Origin of the sequence: Paraflavitalea soli, from assembly GCF_003555545.1 — a bacterium.
GTDB lineage: Bacteria > Bacteroidota > Bacteroidia > Chitinophagales > Chitinophagaceae > Paraflavitalea > Paraflavitalea soli.
Genome location: NZ_CP032157.1, coordinates 4,172,199 through 4,191,113, shown reverse-complemented (window position 1 = coordinate 4,191,113; position 18,915 = coordinate 4,172,199). Strand labels below are relative to the sequence as shown.

Genomic DNA, 18,915 nt, shown 5'->3' with positions numbered 1-18,915 from the left:
ACCCTAAGCCTGCCCGCCCCAATCAACCCCTCTGCCTTCCTCATCCTTAAATTGGAGTAACTTAGTAATGGCATGAGAGCAGTGATCCAAAACAACTACCTTATCCGTTGCCTGTTGTTGTTCTTATTCGGTATAACTGGGCAGGAATGCCTGGCTCAAAACTATACCTTGACAATCCAGGTGGCGGACAGCGCACAGGTTCCTGTGGGCCACGCCACTATAAAGATCAACAGGCAAACCAGCCTGGTAGACTCCTCCGGTCGCACATCTACCAGTTTGCCTGCGGGGAAATATCGCCTCAGTATAACCGCTGTTGGCCATTATTCGGCTTCTCTTATCATCTCCCTCGCCGCCGATACCTCCATTAAAATTATATTGAACGCCCGCGAAGGCCTCCTGGACAATGTGCTGGTAACAGCAAACCGCAATGTACGACGTAACCAGATGAGCACACAATCCATGAACATTGAACAGATCAAAAGATTACCTGTGGTGCTGGGTGAAGTTGATCCCCTCAAAACCATTACCCTCCTGCCCGGTATTAAGAATGGGGGAGAGGCCAGCGCAGGCATTTATGTACGCGGTGGCGGGCCCGATCAGAATCTTATGTTGCTCGATGGCATTACCGTCTACAATCCCAACCACCTCCTGGGCTTTTTCAGCATCTTCAACGGAGATGCCGTTAAGAATATGGAGGTCATTAAAGGCGGCATCCCGGCCGAATACGGAGGCCGGCTCAGCAGCGTGATCTCCGTCGATACCCGCGAAGGCAATAAAGATTCCATCAAGGGCAGTGGCGGTATAGGTATCATTTCTTCCCGCATATCATTGGAAGGCCCCCTGGTAAAAGGAAGATCTTCCTTTATTGTAAGCGCACGCCGAACCTACATTGACCAGGTGGCCAGGTTAATTGCGCCTGATAGCATTGGCGACAATGGATATTACTTCTATGATATCAATGCAAAAGCAGATTTTTGGATCAATAAGAACAATACCTTATTCCTCAACTTCTATCGGGGCAATGATGATTTTACCTATGTAGACAATGATGAAAAGCGCTCCCCACGTACTTTCAATGCCAAATGGGGTAATACCATCCTGGGCCTTACCTGGAGACAACAGTTCAACAAAAAACTAAAACAGGAACTGGCCATCATACGCAATGACTTCAACCTCGACAGTCGCCTCTCCTTTGGTACCAACGGCCTGCTGTTCTCCTCCGGACTTACCGATTACCAGATAAAAAATGATTGGATATACATGGCCAGTCCCCGCATTAAATGGAAATGGGGCGCCCAATATATATGGCATAGCTTCCGGCCGGGCGCTGGCAACTCCAGTGCCGGCATTCAGGAATTCAAGACCAATATCAACGACCAGTACGCCCACGAAGCTGCTGCTTATCTCAGTGCCGATCTCAACATCAACCATTGGCTCAGCGTTGTATCGGGATTCAGGTACAGCTATTTCAACCAGGTAGGACCTACTGAATACGTGCAGTATGATCCTGATGGATCTCCTACCGGTGAAACCGCACGCTATACAAAAGGCCAAAGCATAGCCCGCTATCATTATCCCGAACCCCGTTTCAGCACTTTATTCAAATTATCGCCCACTGCCAGCATCAAACTTTCTTATACACGCACCATCCAATACCTGCACCTGGCTACTACCAGTGCAGCTACTTTCCCCAGCGACCTCTGGGTACCTTCAGGCAAGGTTGTTCAACCCGCCAAAGCCGAACAACTGGCAGCAGGTTATTTTAAAGACTTTGCCAATGGCGCCTGGGAATTGAATGTGGAAGCCTACTACAAAATCATGTCCAATCAGATAGAGTTCCGGCCCGGCGCCCGCTTATTGCTCAACCAGAATATGGAAGGAGAAATGATCTTTGGAAAAGGAGTAGCCTATGGACTGGAGTTTTTTCTGCAGAAAAAAACAGGCAAATTAACCGGCTGGATCGGGTACACCCTCAGTCGTACCGAAAGAACTTTCCCGGATATGAACAATGGCAGGCCCTTTCCCTACCGGTACGATCGTACACACGATCTGAGCCTCGTTACCAATTATACCCTTAGCAGGAAATGGAACCTCTCCGCTGTTTTTGTGTATGGCACCGGCAATGCCCTCACCATGCCTGCCGGCCGCTTTGTATACCGGCTGGGTATCAACGCCTATGAGCGTGAACCTATATTCACCAGCATCAACCAATACGATAAGATCAACGATTACCGCATGCCGGCCTACCATCGGATGGACATAGCTTTTACCTATACCCCCAGGCCTGATAAGAAGAAACGTTTTAAAAGCAGTTGGAATTTTAGCCTCTATAATGTGTATAACCGGTACAATCCCTATTTCATTTACCTGGATGTGGAAGAACAGGACCAAACCATCCAGGGCAAAAAAGTATTTCTTTTCCCCATTATACCAGGCGTTACCTGGAACTTTAAATTTTAATATATGAAAGCAGCACCTGCCTACCATATTGTCCTTCTCCTGCTTTCCTTCCTGGCGCTTACTTCCTGCGAACGGAACTTTGATATAGCACTTAAAAACAGTGAGCCCCAGCTGATCGTAGAGGCATATATCAACAACCAGATGCCCTTGTACAATTATGTGGCACTGAGCAAGAGCAAAGCATTCTATGAACCTGGTTTTGAGAATATACCCGTCTCAGGCGCACAGGTATCCATTACCGAAGGAATGCTTTTGCCCGATAAAACTTTCCAATGGGATGAAACTACTGCCACCAGGCTCAAAGAAACCCGGCTGCCCCAGCTGAACAATGGTGCCTTGCCCGGCTTCTATTTCGATCCTAAACTGGCTACAGATTCTGCCAATGCCCTGAAAGGAAAACCCGGAAAATATTACCGCCTCGATATTGAAGCAGAGGGCAAACACTATTCAGCCATAACCGTATTGGTAGAGCCTATTCCTATCGACAGCCTTTCCGTTGGTTATCATTTTACAGATATCGATGGCGATAAGAAACAGGACAAAGCACGGATTACCGTTCACTACAAAGACCCCGATACCATTGGCAATACCCAGCTTTATTACTGGTGGACTGGTGCCCAGCGCAATAGCTTTGGATGGGGGGCCTTCGGTAGCAGCGAGTACACCCCTGGCACCGATGATGCGGTGAATGGCCAGAACATTCATTTAACCCTTTCCTATGGCTTTGTATTGGAAGATACCGCTACCATCTATATGGCCAGCGTGGAAAGGAAGGTGTACAACTTTTGGGATAGTTTCAACAAGGCTGCCAATAATGATGGCCCCTTTGCCACACCTGTCACCCTGCTAAGTACCATCTCCGGCGAGAACGTGACCGGCTGTTTCAGCGGTTTCAGCCTCAGTTCAAAAGCCATATATGTTAAATAATATCAATCCTCAATCCTGGTACCTTTCCCCTGTAACTATTCTATATTTTTATCGACTCATGCTTTATTCCCATCCATAAAAACAATTCCTGATGGAACAAGCCATATTGCTGCACGTCAATGGTAGAGACTGGTCACTGAACATCGATCCCGAAATGCCCTTACTCTATGCCCTCCGCAACAACCTGGGGCTTAACGGCCCCAAATATGGGTGCGGTATGGCTCTTTGCGGGAGTTGCATGGTATGGCTGGATGGCAAGGCCCAGCCCTCCTGCATGGTGCCTTGTGCCACCGCTGCGGCCCACCAGATCACCACTCTCGAAGGTATCGGCAGCGTTGAACACCTGCATCCCATTCAGCAGGCTTGTATCGAAGAACAGGCAGCCCAGTGTGGCTATTGCCTCAATGGCGTGATCATGTGCGCCAAAGAATTGCTGGAAGAAAATAAGAACCCCTCAGATACCCAAATAAGAGAAGCCCTGCAGCGTGTACTCTGCCGCTGCGGCACACACACACGTTTCATCAGCGCCATCAAAAAAGCAGCCGCCCATGTCCATTCAACCCAATAATCCATTCAATACCAGCCGGCGTTCTTTCCTGAAGAATACAGGCAGGCTCGTCATTGGCTTCAGCATCCTGCCACTGCCATTTCCTGCACAGGCTCAGGACACGGGCGGCGTACCGCTTCCTCCCGATGAAGGCAATATCAACGCCTGGATCAGGATCGATGCGGAAGGGCACCTGACCGTACTCACCGGAAAAACAGAACTGGGCCAGGGCATCAAAACTGCTCTCATGCAGATCGCCGCCGAAGAGCTGGACATCAACATGAAAAACGTCAGCATCATTATTGCCGATACCGCCCAAACCGCCGATGAACGTTATACCTCTGGCAGCGCTTCCATTACAAGTAGTGGCAGCGCCATCCGGGCAGCTGCTGCGGAAGCCAGGAAAAGATTATTCGATATGGCCGCTGAAACCTTAGCTGTGCCTGTTCAGGAATTGGAAGTGAGAGAGGGCGTTGTGACAGCCAGAAGTACCGCCAAGTCTGTTAGCTACGCAGCTCTATTGAAAGGAAGGTCCATAGAAGGCGCCGTTACAGGCAAAGCACCCCTCAAAGATCCGGCAAAATATACCCTGGTGGGCACTCCACACCCGCGGGAAGAGATCAAAGCCATGGTCACCGGGCAGCCGGTTTATGTGCAGGATCTGCGACTGCCTGAAATGTTACACGCCAGGATCCTGCGTCCACGCATGTATGGCGCTAAGCTTACAGCATTGCCCGATCAGGCATTGGCATCCCTTCCCGGTATCGTGAAACTGGTACGTAATGGAAGTTTTGTAGGTATTGTTGTAAAGGAAGAATACCAGGCCATCAAAGCCCTGAAGTTATTACAGCAAGCTGCTATCTGGAATAAGTACTCCTTGTTGCCTGCCCAGGCCGGTTTATATGATCATATCATCCAACAAACAGCCAACAGCGAAGTGGTGGAAAAAAATGAGGCCGTAGCGCCAGCTATTGCGGCTGCCCCTACACAATGGGAAGCTGTATACAAACGGCCTTACCACATGCATGCTTCCATCGGGCCCTCTTGTGCAGTGGCCCAATGGAAAGAGGATCTCCTTACCGTGTGGTCACACACCCAAGGTGCATTCCCGCTCAGAAGCACCTTATCCGATCTGCTGGCCATACCCCAGTCAAAGATCAGGGTAATCGCTGTTCCCGGCTCAGGGTGTTATGGACACAATGGCGCTGATGATGTAGCGGCTGATGCCGCGCTGTTGGCCATGGCAGTACCGGGCAAACCCATACGGGTGCAGTGGATGCGGGAAGATGAACACAGTTGGGAGCCCTACGGCTCGGCCATGTTGTTGCGAATGAAAGCCGGTCTGGATGCACAGGGCAATCTCCTGGCCATTAATACAGAGATATGGTCCGATACCCACATCGCCAGGCCTGGTGGCCAGGCGGGCCACTTTATTGCCGGCCGTGATCTGGAGAAGCCATTTCCTTTTTCTAACAATCGTTATTCCGGAGCCAGTTACCGTAATGGCATACCCCTATATGATACCCTCCGCCAGGTGACCCTGTACAATTACAAAGGTCCCCTGCGTACCTCCGCCTTGAGAAGCCTCGGCGCTTACGCCAATATATTTGCCCTGGAATCCTTTATGGATGAACTGGCGCACAAAGCTGGTAAAGATCCTGCTGACTTCAGGCTGCAATATTTAAAAGATGAACGGGCCAGCGCAGTCATTGAAATGGTGATGGAGAAAACAAGATGGAAGGAGCGCATCAAAACAAAAGAAGTAGGGCTGGGCATTGCCTTTGCCCAATATAAAAATGACGCATCCTATTTTGCTGTGGTGGCAGAAATAAAAGTGGATAAAGCCACTAAACAATACCGCCTCGTAAAACTCACCGGTGTAATAGAAGCAGGCCAGACCATTAATGTCGATGGCATTAAGAATCAAACAGCCGGGGGAATGATCCAGTCTGCCAGCTGGACTATGCTGGAAGAAGTGCGTTACAGCGAAAAGGGTATCAGCAGCAGGGCTTGGGATACCTATCCTATTTTAAGGTTCAATGCCGTACCCGACACAGAGGTGTTTGTGATCAACCGCCCTGATTTACCCGCCGTAGGGGCCGGTGAATCAGCCCAGGGGCCTACAGCCGCCGCCATTGCCAATGCCATTTTTAATGCCACCGGCAGCAGGCTCCGTGAACTTCCCCTGAAGCCTTCTAAGATCGAATGGAAGTATTAGGAACAGTCACAACCGACTACGCACAATGCCAGGCAAACGGCTCGCAGCTCGTAGCTCATGGCTCGCAGCTCGTAGCTCATGGCTCGCAGCTATTCTTACCCCACACTCACCTTCATTACCACTTTCTTCACCGGTGATGCTTCCCTGACCCTGATATTGGGCATGTGCAGGTCGGTAGGATAGAAAATGGCAAACATACCTTGCTCAATTTTCGAGAAAAAGGAAGGCGCTTCTCCAAACAGCCAGTAATCAGCAGCTTCATCATAGGCTTTTGAAGGCGTTTGCCCTTGCAGCAGGTCATGACCGATCAACTCCTCGCCGCTCACGATGTACTGCACATCAATGTATTTCTTATGTGCTTCCATTTGTTCGCCGGAAGCGGGCACCGTATCATATTCATTGACGATGGCAATTACATCCGTACCATCAATTTCATATTTGCCCTTGGCTACCTGCGTAAAGTCCGTGTCTGTGAGGTAACGGAATGCTTTCACAAACTTAGGACCCAGATTATAATACAGGGCGGCATTTTCTAATGTGTCGATAACCATGCTGAGGTATAATTAATTGGACCGGCAAGATACTCCATTAGACTTACATACAAAATCCGGTAGTCCGGATCCCGTTTCATAATCAATTCCTTAAGCGCATTTTCCCCACCTCCTCAAAAATAATTATAGCTATTTGTATAAAACGTACGTTTTTTATCGTACCTTGGTTCTATGAAAGCCAGGAAAGACATGCAAACCAAAGAAGCGGTACCCACCAGGTCAGAGATGGACGTACTCCAGATCCTGTGGCAGCACGGCCCTTCCACCGTGAGGTTTGTCCATGATACACTCAATGAACAAAAGGAAGCCGTGCAGTACACCTCTACTTTGAAGCTCATGCAGGTGATGGCCGAAAAAGGCATGCTCACAAGAGATGAGTCCAACATGAAACATATCTACAGTGCAGCCCTGGAAGAAAAAAAAACCAAAGGTACCATCCTCACCAAGTTCGTTGATTCCATGTACGATGGTTCAGTGAGCAACCTGATGGTGGCCCTGATGGGCAATGATAAAACTTCCAAAAAAGAACTGGAAGTATTGAAGGAAATGTTGAAAAAGCTGGATGACAAGGCATAAACTTTAAAGCATTTAACTATGAATGGGCTTTTTGTAAACGGATCCATCTTCGAAAGCGGCTTGCAGTCATTCTGCTGGATGCTCATCCATTCCCTCTGGCAGGGTTTGTTGCTGGCCTTTATTACAGGCATCATAATGACCTTCACCAAAAAAGCCCGTTCCGTTACACGGTATGCTCTCATTACCGGTTGCTTGTTCACCTTTCTCGCTATTTGCGGCGTTACGTTTATGTATGAATGGAACCGTGGAAGCACTGCCACCAATGCATTGTCCATGACCGCCACCATTAGTGGCATTAGTGTATTGCGCGATTATGCTATCCGTCACTGGCCCGCTGCCCTGGCCCAGTATTGTTCTGAACATGCCACCGTTATAGTAGCCACCTGGTTTGCCTTCTTCTCCTTTAAGTGCTGGCAAATGAGTCGCGCCTTCGCATATGTACGCAGTGTAAGAACAAACCAACACCAGCAGCCAGGTTTGTATTGGCAGGATAAAATGACCGCGCTCACACAACAATTGCAAATAAAGAAAACAGTCACCTTGCTGGAATCCGGCATTACCAAAATACCCGTGGTCATTGGTCATTTAAAACCCATCATCTACATGCCCATCGGTTTATTGGCCCATCTGCCCGCCGACCAGGTAGAAGCGGTGTTGTTGCACGAATTGGCACATATCCGCCGAAACGATTACCTGGTCAATTGGTTGCAGAACATAGCTGAAAACATCTTCTTCTTCAATCCCGGTCTACTTTGGGTTTCCTCTTTATTAAAGCAGGAAAGAGAGCATTGCTGCGATGATGTGGCATTGGCCCATACCGGCAACAAGAAACAATTTATACAGGCATTGATCAGCTTCAAGGAACACATGCTGTATGCACCATCCTCGGGATATGCAATAACCTTTCCTGGTAAAAAAAGCCACCTGTTGCAGCGTGTTACCCGCATCATCCAAAACAGGAACAACGCCCTCAGTGGAGGAGAGAAAATATTTGTGTTGGGAAGCCTGCTCGTTTGTTTAATCCTGTTGGGCACCATGGCCAATAAAACCGGCGGCACACACGGTATCATCCTCCCTGTAAATGCAATGTATGCAGACATTCTACAGGAATACAGGTCCTCGGATGCTTTGATGACTGCAAAAGGAAAGAAGGCCCCAATACAGAGAAATACGGAAGTGGTGACCAGGCAAACACCTGCAACTGCTAAACCGCCCGTGGAGAAAATGGCCATACCCGTTCCCCCGGTAAACAACGAAGTAATAGCTGCCGTCCCGCCTGTTACAAATAAGATAGAGCCGAAACCCCCATGCACGGTACTAAAAGCTACTAAGTCATCAACAGAGCATGAACAGGCTATGAAAGATTACGAGCAGGCTGCCCGCGACCGTGAGCAGGCTGAACGTGATCGTGCACAAGCTGATATTGATAGAAAACAGGCAGAGCGTGACAGAGCCAATGCAGAACTAAATCGTCGTCAGGCCGACCACGACAGATTACAGGCTTCCAAGGATCGTGAACAGGCAGAGCGCGACCGCGCACAAGCCGATAGGGACCGCGAGCAGGCTGCCATACATCGGGCACAGGCAGATCGTGACAGGGCGGATGCAGAGCAAAGCCGCCGGCAAGCCGATAAAGACCGTCAACACGCAGAACGTATAAGGATACAACAGCAGGAAAAACAAAAAGCAACCGTCGTTATCTGATCACCACTCCCTGTAATGATGCGCACCTTACAGGTGGAGAAGAAGTCAGGTTGTAGGCTGTCAGCCTGAGTCCCGCAGCGAGGGACAAACGCTGTCGAAGCGACCAAAGGGTGGGTCGCCCTTTCGAGGCGGCTCACCCTGATCTAAAGGAGCTTGCCGAAGGCCGGTAACTGCTTATTTCACATTCCATATTGGCATTTTAAAAAATTCACCACAGGTGAAGAGTGAAAGTATTGCCCATTCTTAACACCATGTCAGGCCGGGCTTGTCGAGGCCGGCTAAAAGACATGGCATTCTTAACATCAAAAAAGAAAACATGAAAAACAAAGCGTTAACAGTTAAATGCATCCTTTTGGCCATGGCCGTATCAGTGACTACTGCTCAGGCGCAAACCAAAACCACTACCCGCAGCAGCACGTCCAGGTACGAAACTTCCAATGGTAATACCTGGATGAATATAGAATCTGAATCAGAGAATGATCCCAACAAAAAGATCACCTTGTATAAGAATGGGGATGTGTATAAGATCAAACTCACCAACGACAAGATCAATGAATTGTACATTGGCGAAAAGAAGATACCTGCAGAAGATTTCCCGAAATATGAGACCATGGTCAAAGAAATACTGGTTCAGTATAAAAAAGATGTAGAACAGGCTGCCCGCGACCGTGAACAGGCAGACCGCGATAGAAAACAAGCTGAGCGTGACCGTGCACAGGCTGAGCTCGACAGGCAGCAGGCCGGCAGAGACAGGGAGCGTGCTGATAAAGATCGTGCTCAGGCCGACAAAGACCGGGAGCAGGCCGATAGAGACCGCGAAGAGGCGGGCAAACACCGTGAGCAGGCCGATCGTGATCGTAAACAGGCAGAGATCCACAGAGCCCAGGCACAGAAAGACCGGGAGCAGGCCGACAAAGACCGTCATCAGGCAACATTAGACCGCGCCCAGGCAGAAAAAGATCGTGCACAGGCTGAAAAAGACAGGGCGCAGGCAGAAATCGATCGCAAACGGGCAGCCGAAGACCGCAAATTGATAGCAGACCTGATCGACGAGTTGGTAGCAGAAAAGGTAGTGGCAGACAGGGATGATGTTCACCGCTTACAGCTTACAGATGAATCACTCATTGTGAACGATAAGAAGCAATCGGCCGAACTGCACCAGAAAATGAAAGCTAAATACCTGAAAAAAAGCAATACCCGTATTAATTTCCGCAATGATTTCAACGGAAGAACTATCTCCTTGGAAAGGAACGATTAAGATACGACTATCAGCCTGTCGAAGGATTTTGTCAGGCTGAGCTTGTCGAAGCCGTCAAAGGAAGACTGTCACAGCTTATCTAAGGGTGGGTCGCCTTCCAAAGGCGGCTCACCCTTTAGATATTAACATACATTTATTTCCCCCGCGTGTGCGAAGCCCAGGTATGTCCTTGCCGCGCTATCAGCGCTTCAGCATTTTCAGGTCCCCACATCCCGGCAGAATAATTAGGAAATTCCATCGAGTTGTGCGATTCCCATGATTCCAGTATCGGTGTCACCACATCCCAGGCGATCAATACCTGGTCCGAACGCATAAACAAGGTGGCATCCCCTTGCAGCGCATCCAACAGCAAAGTCTCATAGGCCTCCGGTGTTTGCGCCGAACTGGTGTCATAATCAAATACCATTTCAACAGGGTTCAGGTTCATTTCCAATCCCTGCCGCTTGGCCGTGAAACGAAGCCTGATATCCATTTGCGGCTGAATATTAATGATAAGCCGGTTGGGCGTTACACTGTCATACAGGTTTTCCGGAAAGGAAGAGTGGGGGATAGGACGGAATTGAATAGTGATGGAAGAGGTCTTTTCCAACATTCTTTTACCCGTACGTACATAGAATGGAACACCCTGCCAACGCCAGTTATCTAAATAGAACTTGATCGCCACATAGGTTTCTGTATTGGAAGTAGGGCTCACGCCGGGTTCCTCTCTGTACCCTGGTACTTTCTTACCTTCTATCCATCCTTCATCGTATTGACCACGCACCGCATATTTGGCTACCTCATCAGGCTTTATAGGCCGTATCGCGCGCATTACATCCGCCTTGCGGTTACGGATCTCTTCCGCATCAAAAGATACAGGAGGCTCCATCGTCACCATACACAGCAGTTGCAGTAAGTGGTTTTGGATCATATCACGCAGCGCGCCCGCACTTTCATAATAACCGCCGCGCTCTTCCACGCCTACCTGCTCCGCTACCGTGATCTGTACATAATCAATGTAATTCCGGTTCCACAAAGGCTCAAACAAAGCATTCGCAAAACGGAAGGCCAGTATATTTTGTACTGTCTCCTTGCCCAGGTAGTGATCAATACGGTACAATTGGCTCTCCTGGAAAAGACCTGTCAACAGGTTATTAAGTGCTATCGCACTCTCTTTATTATGCCCAAATGGTTTTTCAATAATAATACGGTCTGTAACAGCATTGGAGGCGAGGGACAGCTTATGAATATTGACCGCCACCACTTCTACAAAACGGGGGGCAATGGACAGGTAAAACAACCGGTCGGCACGTACACCCCATTGCTTGTCCAGTGCATTTACTTTATCGGCCAGCTTCGAATACGTGACCTCCTCATTCATATTTGAAGGAATGTAGGAGATCCGGCTTTTGAAATTATCCCAGGTACCGTCTGTTGGTGTTCCTTTACGGGAGAATTGCGTTAATCCTTCTTTGATAAAATCCTGGTATTGCGCGTCATTAAACTCATTTAGTCCCAGGCCAATAATAGCAAACGTCTCAGGCATCCAGCCGTCGAGGAAAAGGTTGTAAAATGCTGGTAACAACTTTCTTTTCGCAAGATCGCCGCTGCCGCCAAATATGATAATGATAGTAGGATCTGTCTTTTTACCGGAGATCATATGGGGTAATTTAGGTAATTGGCGCAAAGATAGCACCTATTGTATTAAGCAACTATCAACCCGTATTGCTGCAACTCCTGCCTCGTATTCTCAACGCTGGTGTGTTGTATACTATTGATGCCCAGGCTGCGTGCTACCTGCACAAATAGCAGGCGGTCATCGAAATAAAGTGCTTCAGCGGGTTTTACATAGGCAATGTCCAGTGCCAGCGTATAGATCTCCTTGTCAGGTTTGCGCATGTGTACAAAAGCAGAGGACACGAAAGCGTCAATAAACTTATCCAGCCCAAAGGTCCGGATACGGTACTCATTCAGTTCCCTGCCTTCATTATTCAGCGCGATCACACGCAGGCCATATTGCTGTTTAAGCCGCTGCACAAATTCCAGCATATCATGCAGCGGCTGCGATTGCTGGTACATGAATTCCGTGAATACCTCCGGCGTAAATGACCGGGGAGTATAAAATACTGTTAATTGCAAATATTCAGGGAGCGTCATTTTGCCCGATTCATAAGCATCAAAGGCCAGCTTATGCCGCTCATTCAACTCATTAAGATCGAGGGAGAATTTTTCTGCTGCCTGCTTTCTGGATGCTTGTCCCCATCCGTTCGTTAAAATAACGCCTCCCATATCCAGGAACAACGTTTTAATTGTTGTACTCATAATGTATTAATTGCCGGTCTGTTAACCTGATCGTTTAATTGATAGAACAAAGCTATAGCGTAAGTTGCAATACACCAATGGACAAAACGGCACCCTTGTTGTACATTTTATCGCTCACCTATTTAAATATGTCATTTAGGACCCCTGCGAGCCGTACCCCACCTTTCAACAGGCGGTCATTGACCGTTTGTACATGGTCAAAATTATAGCGGTAGCTCAACTTTTGATTTGGCTCTTTGATCTCTTCGTACAATTTGTTGCTGATCGTATAGGACTCATATAGCCATTGACCAATCGACTGCCCCTGCCATTCCTTCCGCTGCTCCTTGCTGGTAAAGTTGATGGCCTTCACATATTCTGTGTAGCTCAGCTCCTGGTACTCGATCAGCTTTTCATCCCATACACTGTGCAGGTTCGCTGGTTGGTTAAACCACAATACATTTACCCTGTTGCCACCCAGGTCATCCGGCCGGCCGGTATGCATGGGTTGATGTGCATCGCCCACCAGGTGTATCAATACCCGCAGGTACAATACTTTTTTGTCCTGTTCCAGCGATTTGTTCTTTAATTCGCTGATCACAAAGTTCAGTTTGGTATAAATATCTGTAGCCGTATCCTTGGCCAGGTAGTCATGGACCTGCTGTTCACTCAGGCCCTCTTTGAAATTGATATAATGCCATGGACTTAAATAGTTATAGGAAGGGTCCGATTTAATGAAGTCGGGCCAGTTGGCGCTCATCGCCAGCGATTCATTACCCAGTATCGACATGATCTGCCTGCGGGCTTTCTTTGTCAGGTAACCATCGGCAATCTGTGCTACAATGCGGTGGCCGAGCATGCCCCACGCCATTGTCTGACAGGGAATATAAAACAGCAATCCTGCCAACAGTAGTTTTTTGATGATCCTCATATCAGTAAGTAATTGTTTGCCCAAATATAAGCAGACATTCCCTTGGCACAAGATTGGAACACCCAATACCCAAGGATAAGCGGGGAAAATCATCCCCGGTTAATAAAACCAGCGTTATTTATGGGCGGACCCTCCCAAAAGTCAGGCAAACAGGTATTTTCCAGGCAGTTGGATGCCTTTTTTATGGATATCTACGCCATAGGCCAATTCACCGGACGCTTCTTCAAAGAGGCTTTTTTACCACCCTATGAATGGAAGGAGATCATCAGGCAGTTTTACATGGTGGGTTATAAGTCACTGGCGCTCGTATCAGTTACCAGTTTCGTCACTGGTATAGTATTCACCAAACAGTCCCGGCCTTCCCTGGCCGAGTTTGGTGCTACCTCCTGGTTGCCCTCCCTGGTAGCCATTGCTATCATTCGCGCCCTGGCGCCTCTTGTAACCGCTCTTATTGCCGCCGGTAAGGTGGGGTCCAACATCGGGGCCGAACTGGGTTCCATGCGTGTAACAGAGCAAATTGATGCGATGGAGGTATCCGCTGTCAACCCTTTTCGTTTCCTGGTGGTTACCCGCGTGTTGGCTACTACCTGCATGTTGCCATTGCTCATGCTGTATATGTCCCTCATTGCTTTGCTTGGCGCTTACCTCAATGTCCACAACAATGAACAAACCAGCCTGGCAGCCTTTTTCCAGAATGCTTTTGAACAGATATCCTTCCTGGACATTTTCGCATCCACCTTCAAATCATTGGTTTTTGGTTTCACCATCGGCATTATAGGATGTTATAAGGGGTATTATACTACCCAGGGAACCCAGGGGGTTGGAAAGGCAGCCAATTCGGCCGTGGTTATTTCCATGTTCCTCATTTTCGTAGAAGAGATCATTATTGTGCAGGTGGTCAATTCGTTCAGACCTTAAATGACAGCATGAAAAAAAGCAGTAGTCATATCAACAAAGAAAAGGTGGTGGTCGCCGTCAGGGATCTGTATAAGTCTTTTGGTAATAACCATGTACTGCGTGGCATTAACCTCGATATCCGGGAAGGGGAAAACCTGGTCGTACTGGGCCGCTCGGGCACCGGTAAATCTGTTCTTATTAAGATCATGGCTGGCCTCCTAAAACCCGATAGGGGAATGGTGCAGGTATTGGGCCAAGAGGTGGATAAACTCTCCGTGCGGGCACTCGATGCATTGCGATTGAAGATCGGCTTTTCTTTCCAGCACAGCGCCTTATACGATAGTATGACCGTAGGAGAAAACCTGGCCTTTCCCCTCCAGCGCAATTCAAAGAACTTATCATCCGCCGAAGTGAAAAGACAAGTGGAACGCGTGCTGGACGCTGTTGGATTGTCCCAAACCATTCACCAATTGCCGGCTGAACTGTCCGGTGGCCAACGAAAGCGCATCGGTATTGCCCGTACCCTCATTATGCGTCCCGCTATCATGTTGTATGATGAACCTACCGCCGGTCTGGATCCCATCACCAGCATGGACATCAACAACCTCATCAATGAAGTGCAGCAGCAATACCATACTTCATCCGTCATCATTACCCATGATCTTACCTGTGCCAAAGCTACCGGCGACCGCATCGCCATTTTACTGGATGGCCAGTTTGCCCAAATAGGCCTTTTTGAGGAAGTGGTGCAGAACAGTACCAATGAGCAGGTGAAAAGTTTTTATGACTATAATTTTATTGAATAATGAGTATATCCAAAAATAAACAGGCGATCATTGTAGGATTCTTTATCACCCTCGGTACCATCATCCTGGTGGTGGGTATCTTCACCCTCGGTGGACAAAAGAAAACCTTTTCTCCTTCCCTTACTGTGTCAGCTGTTTTCAACAACGTGAACGGCTTGCAGAAAGGAAACAATGTTTGGTTTTCAGGTGTAAAGATCGGTACGGTGAAAAGTCTTGACTTCTTTGGCACATCCCAGGTGAAAGTGACCATAACTATCGATAGGAAGGCCCACGAATACATTCGCAAAGATGCCAAAGCAAAGATCAGTTCAGAGGGCCTTATTGGTAATAAGCTCATCGTTATTTATGGGGGAACCCAGCCAGCCGGCGCGATAATGGGAGGGGAGAACCTACAGGTGGAAGAAGCCATGAATCCCGAAGAAATGCTGGCCACCTTACAAACCAACAACAAAAACCTGGCAGCCATTACCACAGACTTTAAGGATATCAGCAAAAGATTGGTGGAAGGTAAAGGATCCATGGGCGCCTTGCTGCAGGATGAAACCCTGTACAAGAATCTGCAGGCTACCATGGCTACCTTACGCACCACCGTGGCCAACCTGCAAACCGCTGCCCGCAACAGTGAGCAACTTACAGGTAGTATTGCCGGTTATACGGCCAGGCTGAATAAGCCCGGTACCCTGGCCGGTGACCTGGTTACCGATACCGTGATCATGACCAACCTGCGTACTTCCGTAGAGCAGATCAACCTGGCCACTGCCCAAACGAATGCTTTCATGCACTCATTGCGCAATGCAGGCGAAAAACTGGACGAGGGCGACAATGCAGCCGGCGTTCTGTTGAATGATGAAAAAGTGGCTGGCGAATTGCGCAGCACACTGGAAAACCTAAACAGTAGCAGTCAGAAGCTGGATGAGAACCTCGAAGCCCTCCAGCATAACTTCTTGTTTCGTGGTTATTTTAAAAGAAAGGCACGGCGCGAAGCAAGAGAAGCAAAAGACAGCGCCAACGCCCGCAAAAAGAATTAATCCGCATCTGCACCCAGTTGCTTCTTGAATTCCGGATAAAGCGAATAGATCGTTTCCCGCTGCTCCTTATCGATCTTCTTGTAGTTACTTTTCTTATTGGTAACAAGCGCCACCGCTTTATCCGTTTCTTCAGCATCCAGGTAAGTGATCAGCAATTCCAGCGTTCCATCTGAAAAGCCAGGCATGCTGGCGTTGAGCGATTCAAAGTGTTCCAGCTGCTTGGCCTTATTGCCTGTCATTTTGTAGATCAATCCCCGGTAATAATCCAGGAAGGGATCTTTATTGATCAGTGAATCAAGTTGGTTCACAGCCTGAAGTGCGTTGTCATATTCCTCTTTCAATATATAGGCATCGATCATCAATAGATATACATTGGCTGCATTGGGATAAGACTTTTTATAATCGGTCATGGCCTTCAGGTATTCGTCATTGCCCAGTCCCGCAGCTATCTGTACATACATCATTTGAAAAAGCTTGGTTTGCTTTAAGACGGCAGGCAGTTCTTTATATAGCGCTTGCGCCTTGGTATATTCTTCCTGGTTGATAAGTTGTCTGATGCGCTTGATGTTATTCAGGCGGTTTTTGTCCATTTCCGTCAGGTTATCTAAATTCTCTGTCATCAACAGCGCCGATTCGGCCAGCGTAGCGCTCAGGTTTTCACCCGTCATGTAAATAAAGACATCACTTATTTTTACCTGGTCCTTTTTCTTGATCACTTCCAGATCGTGGTAGTTCAGTTTGCTGTTGGCATACATCCGGAATACCAGGTGTTGGTTTTTATCCTTCTCATATTGTTTTACCAATTGGTAGGTGCCTGTTTTACCCAATGCCTGTATGATCTGCGATCCCAGTTGGCCCGACTTCAATTCCTTCATAGCCCCATCTACAATGCGGGTGTCTATCTTTTGACTACCCGCCTCCTGTATCCTTTTTTGAAGCGAAGCAACGTCCAGCGCTTCGTTGAATTTGGCAGCACTTTTTTTGTTCATGCTATTTTCGAGCGACCGGGCAAGCTGTGCTGCTTCTTCTTTGGTAGCAGGTTTTTCAGGCTCTGTACAGCCGATAGCAAAAAGGGTTAACAGCAGGCTGGAATACAAAAGAGAGGCAGAAAGGCGCATAAAGGGATTGTTAGGTGATGATGAAAGGTACAAAATACAAAAGGAAAGAACGTCAGTCCTTTCCTTTTGTTGTTCCGCCTTCTTACGGAGCCCTACTTCCTGATTACCAGTGGCTGCGTACCCTCAAACACCGATCCCTTCACCTGTATAAAATATTGGCCTGCTGCCAGGTGGCCGGTAGGGATGGATTGTTGCCAGTAACCCGTTTCCTTATTGTATTGGTTAAGCTGTACCACCATGCCCTGTTGGTTAATGATCTTTACCGTCAGCCTGTCTTTGTCCGGATGTTGGAACCCTACAGTCACAGCTGCTGTAGCCGGATTGGGAAACAACACCAGGCTGCCCGCAGTAACATCGATGGTCGTTTTCAGGAGCGTATAGTAAGTGGTCTTACCATTCAGGTCTGTCTGGCTCAGCCGGTAAAAATTATTACCCCGGGCTGGTTGCCCATCCTTAAATGAATAGTTGCTGCCATTGGCCTGGTTCGTAGCTGCCACCTTGCCAATTACCGTAAAGTGGATACCGTCTGCCGAACGCTCTATGCTGAAATATTGATTTTGTTGTTCTGCCATGGTGGACCAACCGATCGTTACGGCTTCTTTACCAGATGATAGGATCCGGTAATTGCTAAGTGTGACCGGTAAGCTCAGTTCTTCCCGGCTAAATTGTAGCATCCACTCATAGATATTCTTATTATTCTCCTTATAAGATGGATTGTAAGTGCGTGTCCAGGCATCATGATCATTGGCTGCGAAAATTGATTTTTGTGCCAGGGGTGTAGGTGGCTGACTATTGCCATTGATCATGCTCACATAATTATTTGTCAGCGCTACCGGTACATTCGGATCACCCTGGTTGTGCGTGGCCCATATCGGCAAATTGGCGTTGGCCATATTCCGTGTAGTGGAAGTTGTTGCAGTCGAATAGCCGCACACCGGCACAATGGCCGCCAGCTTTTGAGCAGCCAACAAGGTGCTGCCGGCATATTCCCAGGTTCTGCCACCGCCTACACTCATCCCAGTAAGATAAATGCGGTTCGTATCTACCTTATAATGATTTTTGGCATACGTGATCACGTCACCAATGTCCACAGGCGAAGGCCACTGATCATATTGGGGCGATATCACCAGGAACCTAAAGGTTTGCCCGTTCACTGTATAGGATACAGGAAACAAACCATCATCAATATATTTAGGGAGCGCTTTAGTTAATAATTTGGCCAGGTCTGCCTGGGTGCCGAGTCCACGATCGCCGTCCCCATGCAGGTACACGATCAAAGGATAGAGTTGGCTGGCAGCTGCAGAATATCCCTGGGGAAGGTATTCATAAAAGCCCCCGATATTACTATTGATCCTTATAGATTGGGGCGTGTGTGTAGGTAATTGGACCTGATCTTGTGCAATACCTGGCTGATTCCATAACAGACATACCATTACCAGGCATGCTGTACAGAAGGAGTACAAATGCTTCATTCGTTACGTTTTTCAGGATGATACAAAAAAATGATGCATGTAACAGGAACTGCTACATACGTAGAAATCGGATCATATGGCAAGATGAATCAGAAGGTAAGCGATCAACAGAGGATAAAAATCATGCCTGCGGCATTTTTTA

General features: G+C 48.1%; 16 protein-coding genes. 10 read left to right on the top strand and 6 right to left on the bottom strand.

The window, feature by feature from the left end:
* Positions 1 to 72: 72 nt before the first annotated feature.
* The 4 genes from D3H65_RS15530 (at position 73) to D3H65_RS15515 (ending at position 6,152) form a co-directional block, all read left to right on the top strand.
* Positions 73 to 2,460: a TonB-dependent receptor gene (locus tag D3H65_RS15530; protein WP_119051190.1), complete on the top strand. Its 2,388-nt coding sequence runs from the start codon at positions 73 to 75 to the stop codon at positions 2,458 to 2,460.
* A 3-nt stretch (positions 2,461 to 2,463) separates the two neighbouring features.
* Positions 2,464 to 3,387: a DUF4249 domain-containing protein gene (locus D3H65_RS15525; protein ID WP_119051189.1), complete on the top strand. Its 924-nt coding sequence runs from the start codon at positions 2,464 to 2,466 to the stop codon at positions 3,385 to 3,387.
* Between the two features lie 91 nt (positions 3,388 to 3,478).
* Complete coding sequence (locus D3H65_RS15520) at positions 3,479 to 3,955, top strand: (2Fe-2S)-binding protein (RefSeq protein WP_119051188.1); 477 nt, start codon at positions 3,479 to 3,481, stop codon at positions 3,953 to 3,955.
* Complete coding sequence (locus D3H65_RS15515; RefSeq protein ID WP_119051187.1) at positions 3,936 to 6,152, top strand: xanthine dehydrogenase family protein molybdopterin-binding subunit; 2,217 nt, start codon at positions 3,936 to 3,938, stop codon at positions 6,150 to 6,152. Before D3H65_RS15520 ends, D3H65_RS15515 begins: the two co-directional genes overlap by 20 nt.
* A gap of 95 nt (positions 6,153 to 6,247) precedes the next feature.
* Here the strand turns inward: D3H65_RS15515 and D3H65_RS15510 are convergent, their stop codons facing one another.
* A complete protein-coding gene (locus D3H65_RS15510) occupies positions 6,248 to 6,703 on the bottom strand; it encodes a YhcH/YjgK/YiaL family protein (protein WP_119051186.1) in 456 nt (151 codons plus the stop codon).
* 171 nt (positions 6,704 to 6,874) lie between these two features.
* Here D3H65_RS15510 and D3H65_RS15505 point away from each other — a divergent pair, with 171 nt between their 5' ends.
* The 3 genes from D3H65_RS15505 (at position 6,875) to D3H65_RS15495 (ending at position 10,241) form a co-directional block, all read left to right on the top strand.
* The gene (locus D3H65_RS15505; protein ID WP_119051185.1) at positions 6,875 to 7,279 is read left to right on the top strand and encodes a BlaI/MecI/CopY family transcriptional regulator; all 405 of its coding nucleotides are present in this window, start codon (positions 6,875 to 6,877) and stop codon (positions 7,277 to 7,279) included.
* A gap of 18 nt (positions 7,280 to 7,297) precedes the next feature.
* Positions 7,298 to 8,983, top strand: coding sequence for a M56 family metallopeptidase (locus D3H65_RS15500; protein ID WP_119051184.1), 1,686 nt, complete (start codon positions 7,298 to 7,300; stop codon positions 8,981 to 8,983).
* A gap of 316 nt (positions 8,984 to 9,299) precedes the next feature.
* Positions 9,300 to 10,241, top strand: coding sequence for a hypothetical protein (locus D3H65_RS15495; protein ID WP_119051183.1), 942 nt, complete (start codon positions 9,300 to 9,302; stop codon positions 10,239 to 10,241).
* Positions 10,242 to 10,374: 133 nt separating this feature from the next.
* On the opposite strand, the gene zwf is transcribed toward D3H65_RS15495, so the two are convergent.
* From zwf to D3H65_RS15480, 3 genes are all read right to left on the bottom strand, one after another.
* Positions 10,375 to 11,880 carry a glucose-6-phosphate dehydrogenase gene (gene zwf / locus D3H65_RS15490; RefSeq protein ID WP_119051182.1) on the bottom strand — a complete coding sequence of 502 codons (1,506 nt, stop codon included), beginning with the start codon at positions 11,878 to 11,880 and terminating at the stop codon, positions 10,375 to 10,377.
* A 44-nt stretch (positions 11,881 to 11,924) separates the two neighbouring features.
* The gene (locus D3H65_RS15485; RefSeq protein ID WP_119051181.1) at positions 11,925 to 12,542 is read right to left on the bottom strand and encodes an HAD family hydrolase; all 618 of its coding nucleotides are present in this window, start codon (positions 12,540 to 12,542) and stop codon (positions 11,925 to 11,927) included.
* Positions 12,543 to 12,660: 118 nt separating this feature from the next.
* Positions 12,661 to 13,452, bottom strand: coding sequence for a S1/P1 nuclease (locus tag D3H65_RS15480; protein WP_119051180.1), 792 nt, complete (start codon positions 13,450 to 13,452; stop codon positions 12,661 to 12,663).
* A 120-nt stretch (positions 13,453 to 13,572) separates the two neighbouring features.
* Here D3H65_RS15480 and D3H65_RS15475 point away from each other — a divergent pair, with 120 nt between their 5' ends.
* Genes D3H65_RS15475 through D3H65_RS15465 form a run of 3 tightly spaced genes read left to right on the top strand, consistent with a single transcriptional unit; the run spans position 13,573 to position 16,183 of the window.
* A complete protein-coding gene (locus D3H65_RS15475; protein WP_119051179.1) occupies positions 13,573 to 14,370 on the top strand; it encodes an MlaE family ABC transporter permease in 798 nt (265 codons plus the stop codon).
* Positions 14,371 to 14,378: 8 nt separating this feature from the next.
* Positions 14,379 to 15,155, top strand: a complete 777-nt coding sequence (locus D3H65_RS15470) for an ABC transporter ATP-binding protein (protein ID WP_119051178.1) — start codon at positions 14,379 to 14,381, stop codon at positions 15,153 to 15,155.
* On the top strand, positions 15,155 to 16,183 hold the full coding sequence (locus tag D3H65_RS15465; RefSeq protein WP_119051177.1) for an MlaD family protein: 1,029 nt from the start codon (positions 15,155 to 15,157) through the stop codon (positions 16,181 to 16,183). The genes D3H65_RS15470 and D3H65_RS15465 overlap by 1 nt, the downstream gene beginning before the upstream one ends.
* On the opposite strand, the gene D3H65_RS15460 is transcribed toward D3H65_RS15465, so the two are convergent.
* Together D3H65_RS15460 and D3H65_RS15455 are read right to left on the bottom strand one after the other, a co-directional pair.
* Positions 16,180 to 17,301 (bottom strand): tetratricopeptide repeat protein, encoded by a 1,122-nt coding sequence (locus D3H65_RS15460; RefSeq protein WP_119051176.1) that lies wholly within the window; start codon positions 17,299 to 17,301, stop codon positions 16,180 to 16,182. The two genes, D3H65_RS15465 and D3H65_RS15460, sit on opposite strands and share 4 nt — an antisense overlap.
* Before the next feature lie 92 nt (positions 17,302 to 17,393).
* Positions 17,394 to 18,773 (bottom strand): T9SS type A sorting domain-containing protein, encoded by a 1,380-nt coding sequence (locus D3H65_RS15455; RefSeq protein ID WP_119051175.1) that lies wholly within the window; start codon positions 18,771 to 18,773, stop codon positions 17,394 to 17,396.
* Positions 18,774 to 18,915 lie beyond the last annotated feature (142 nt).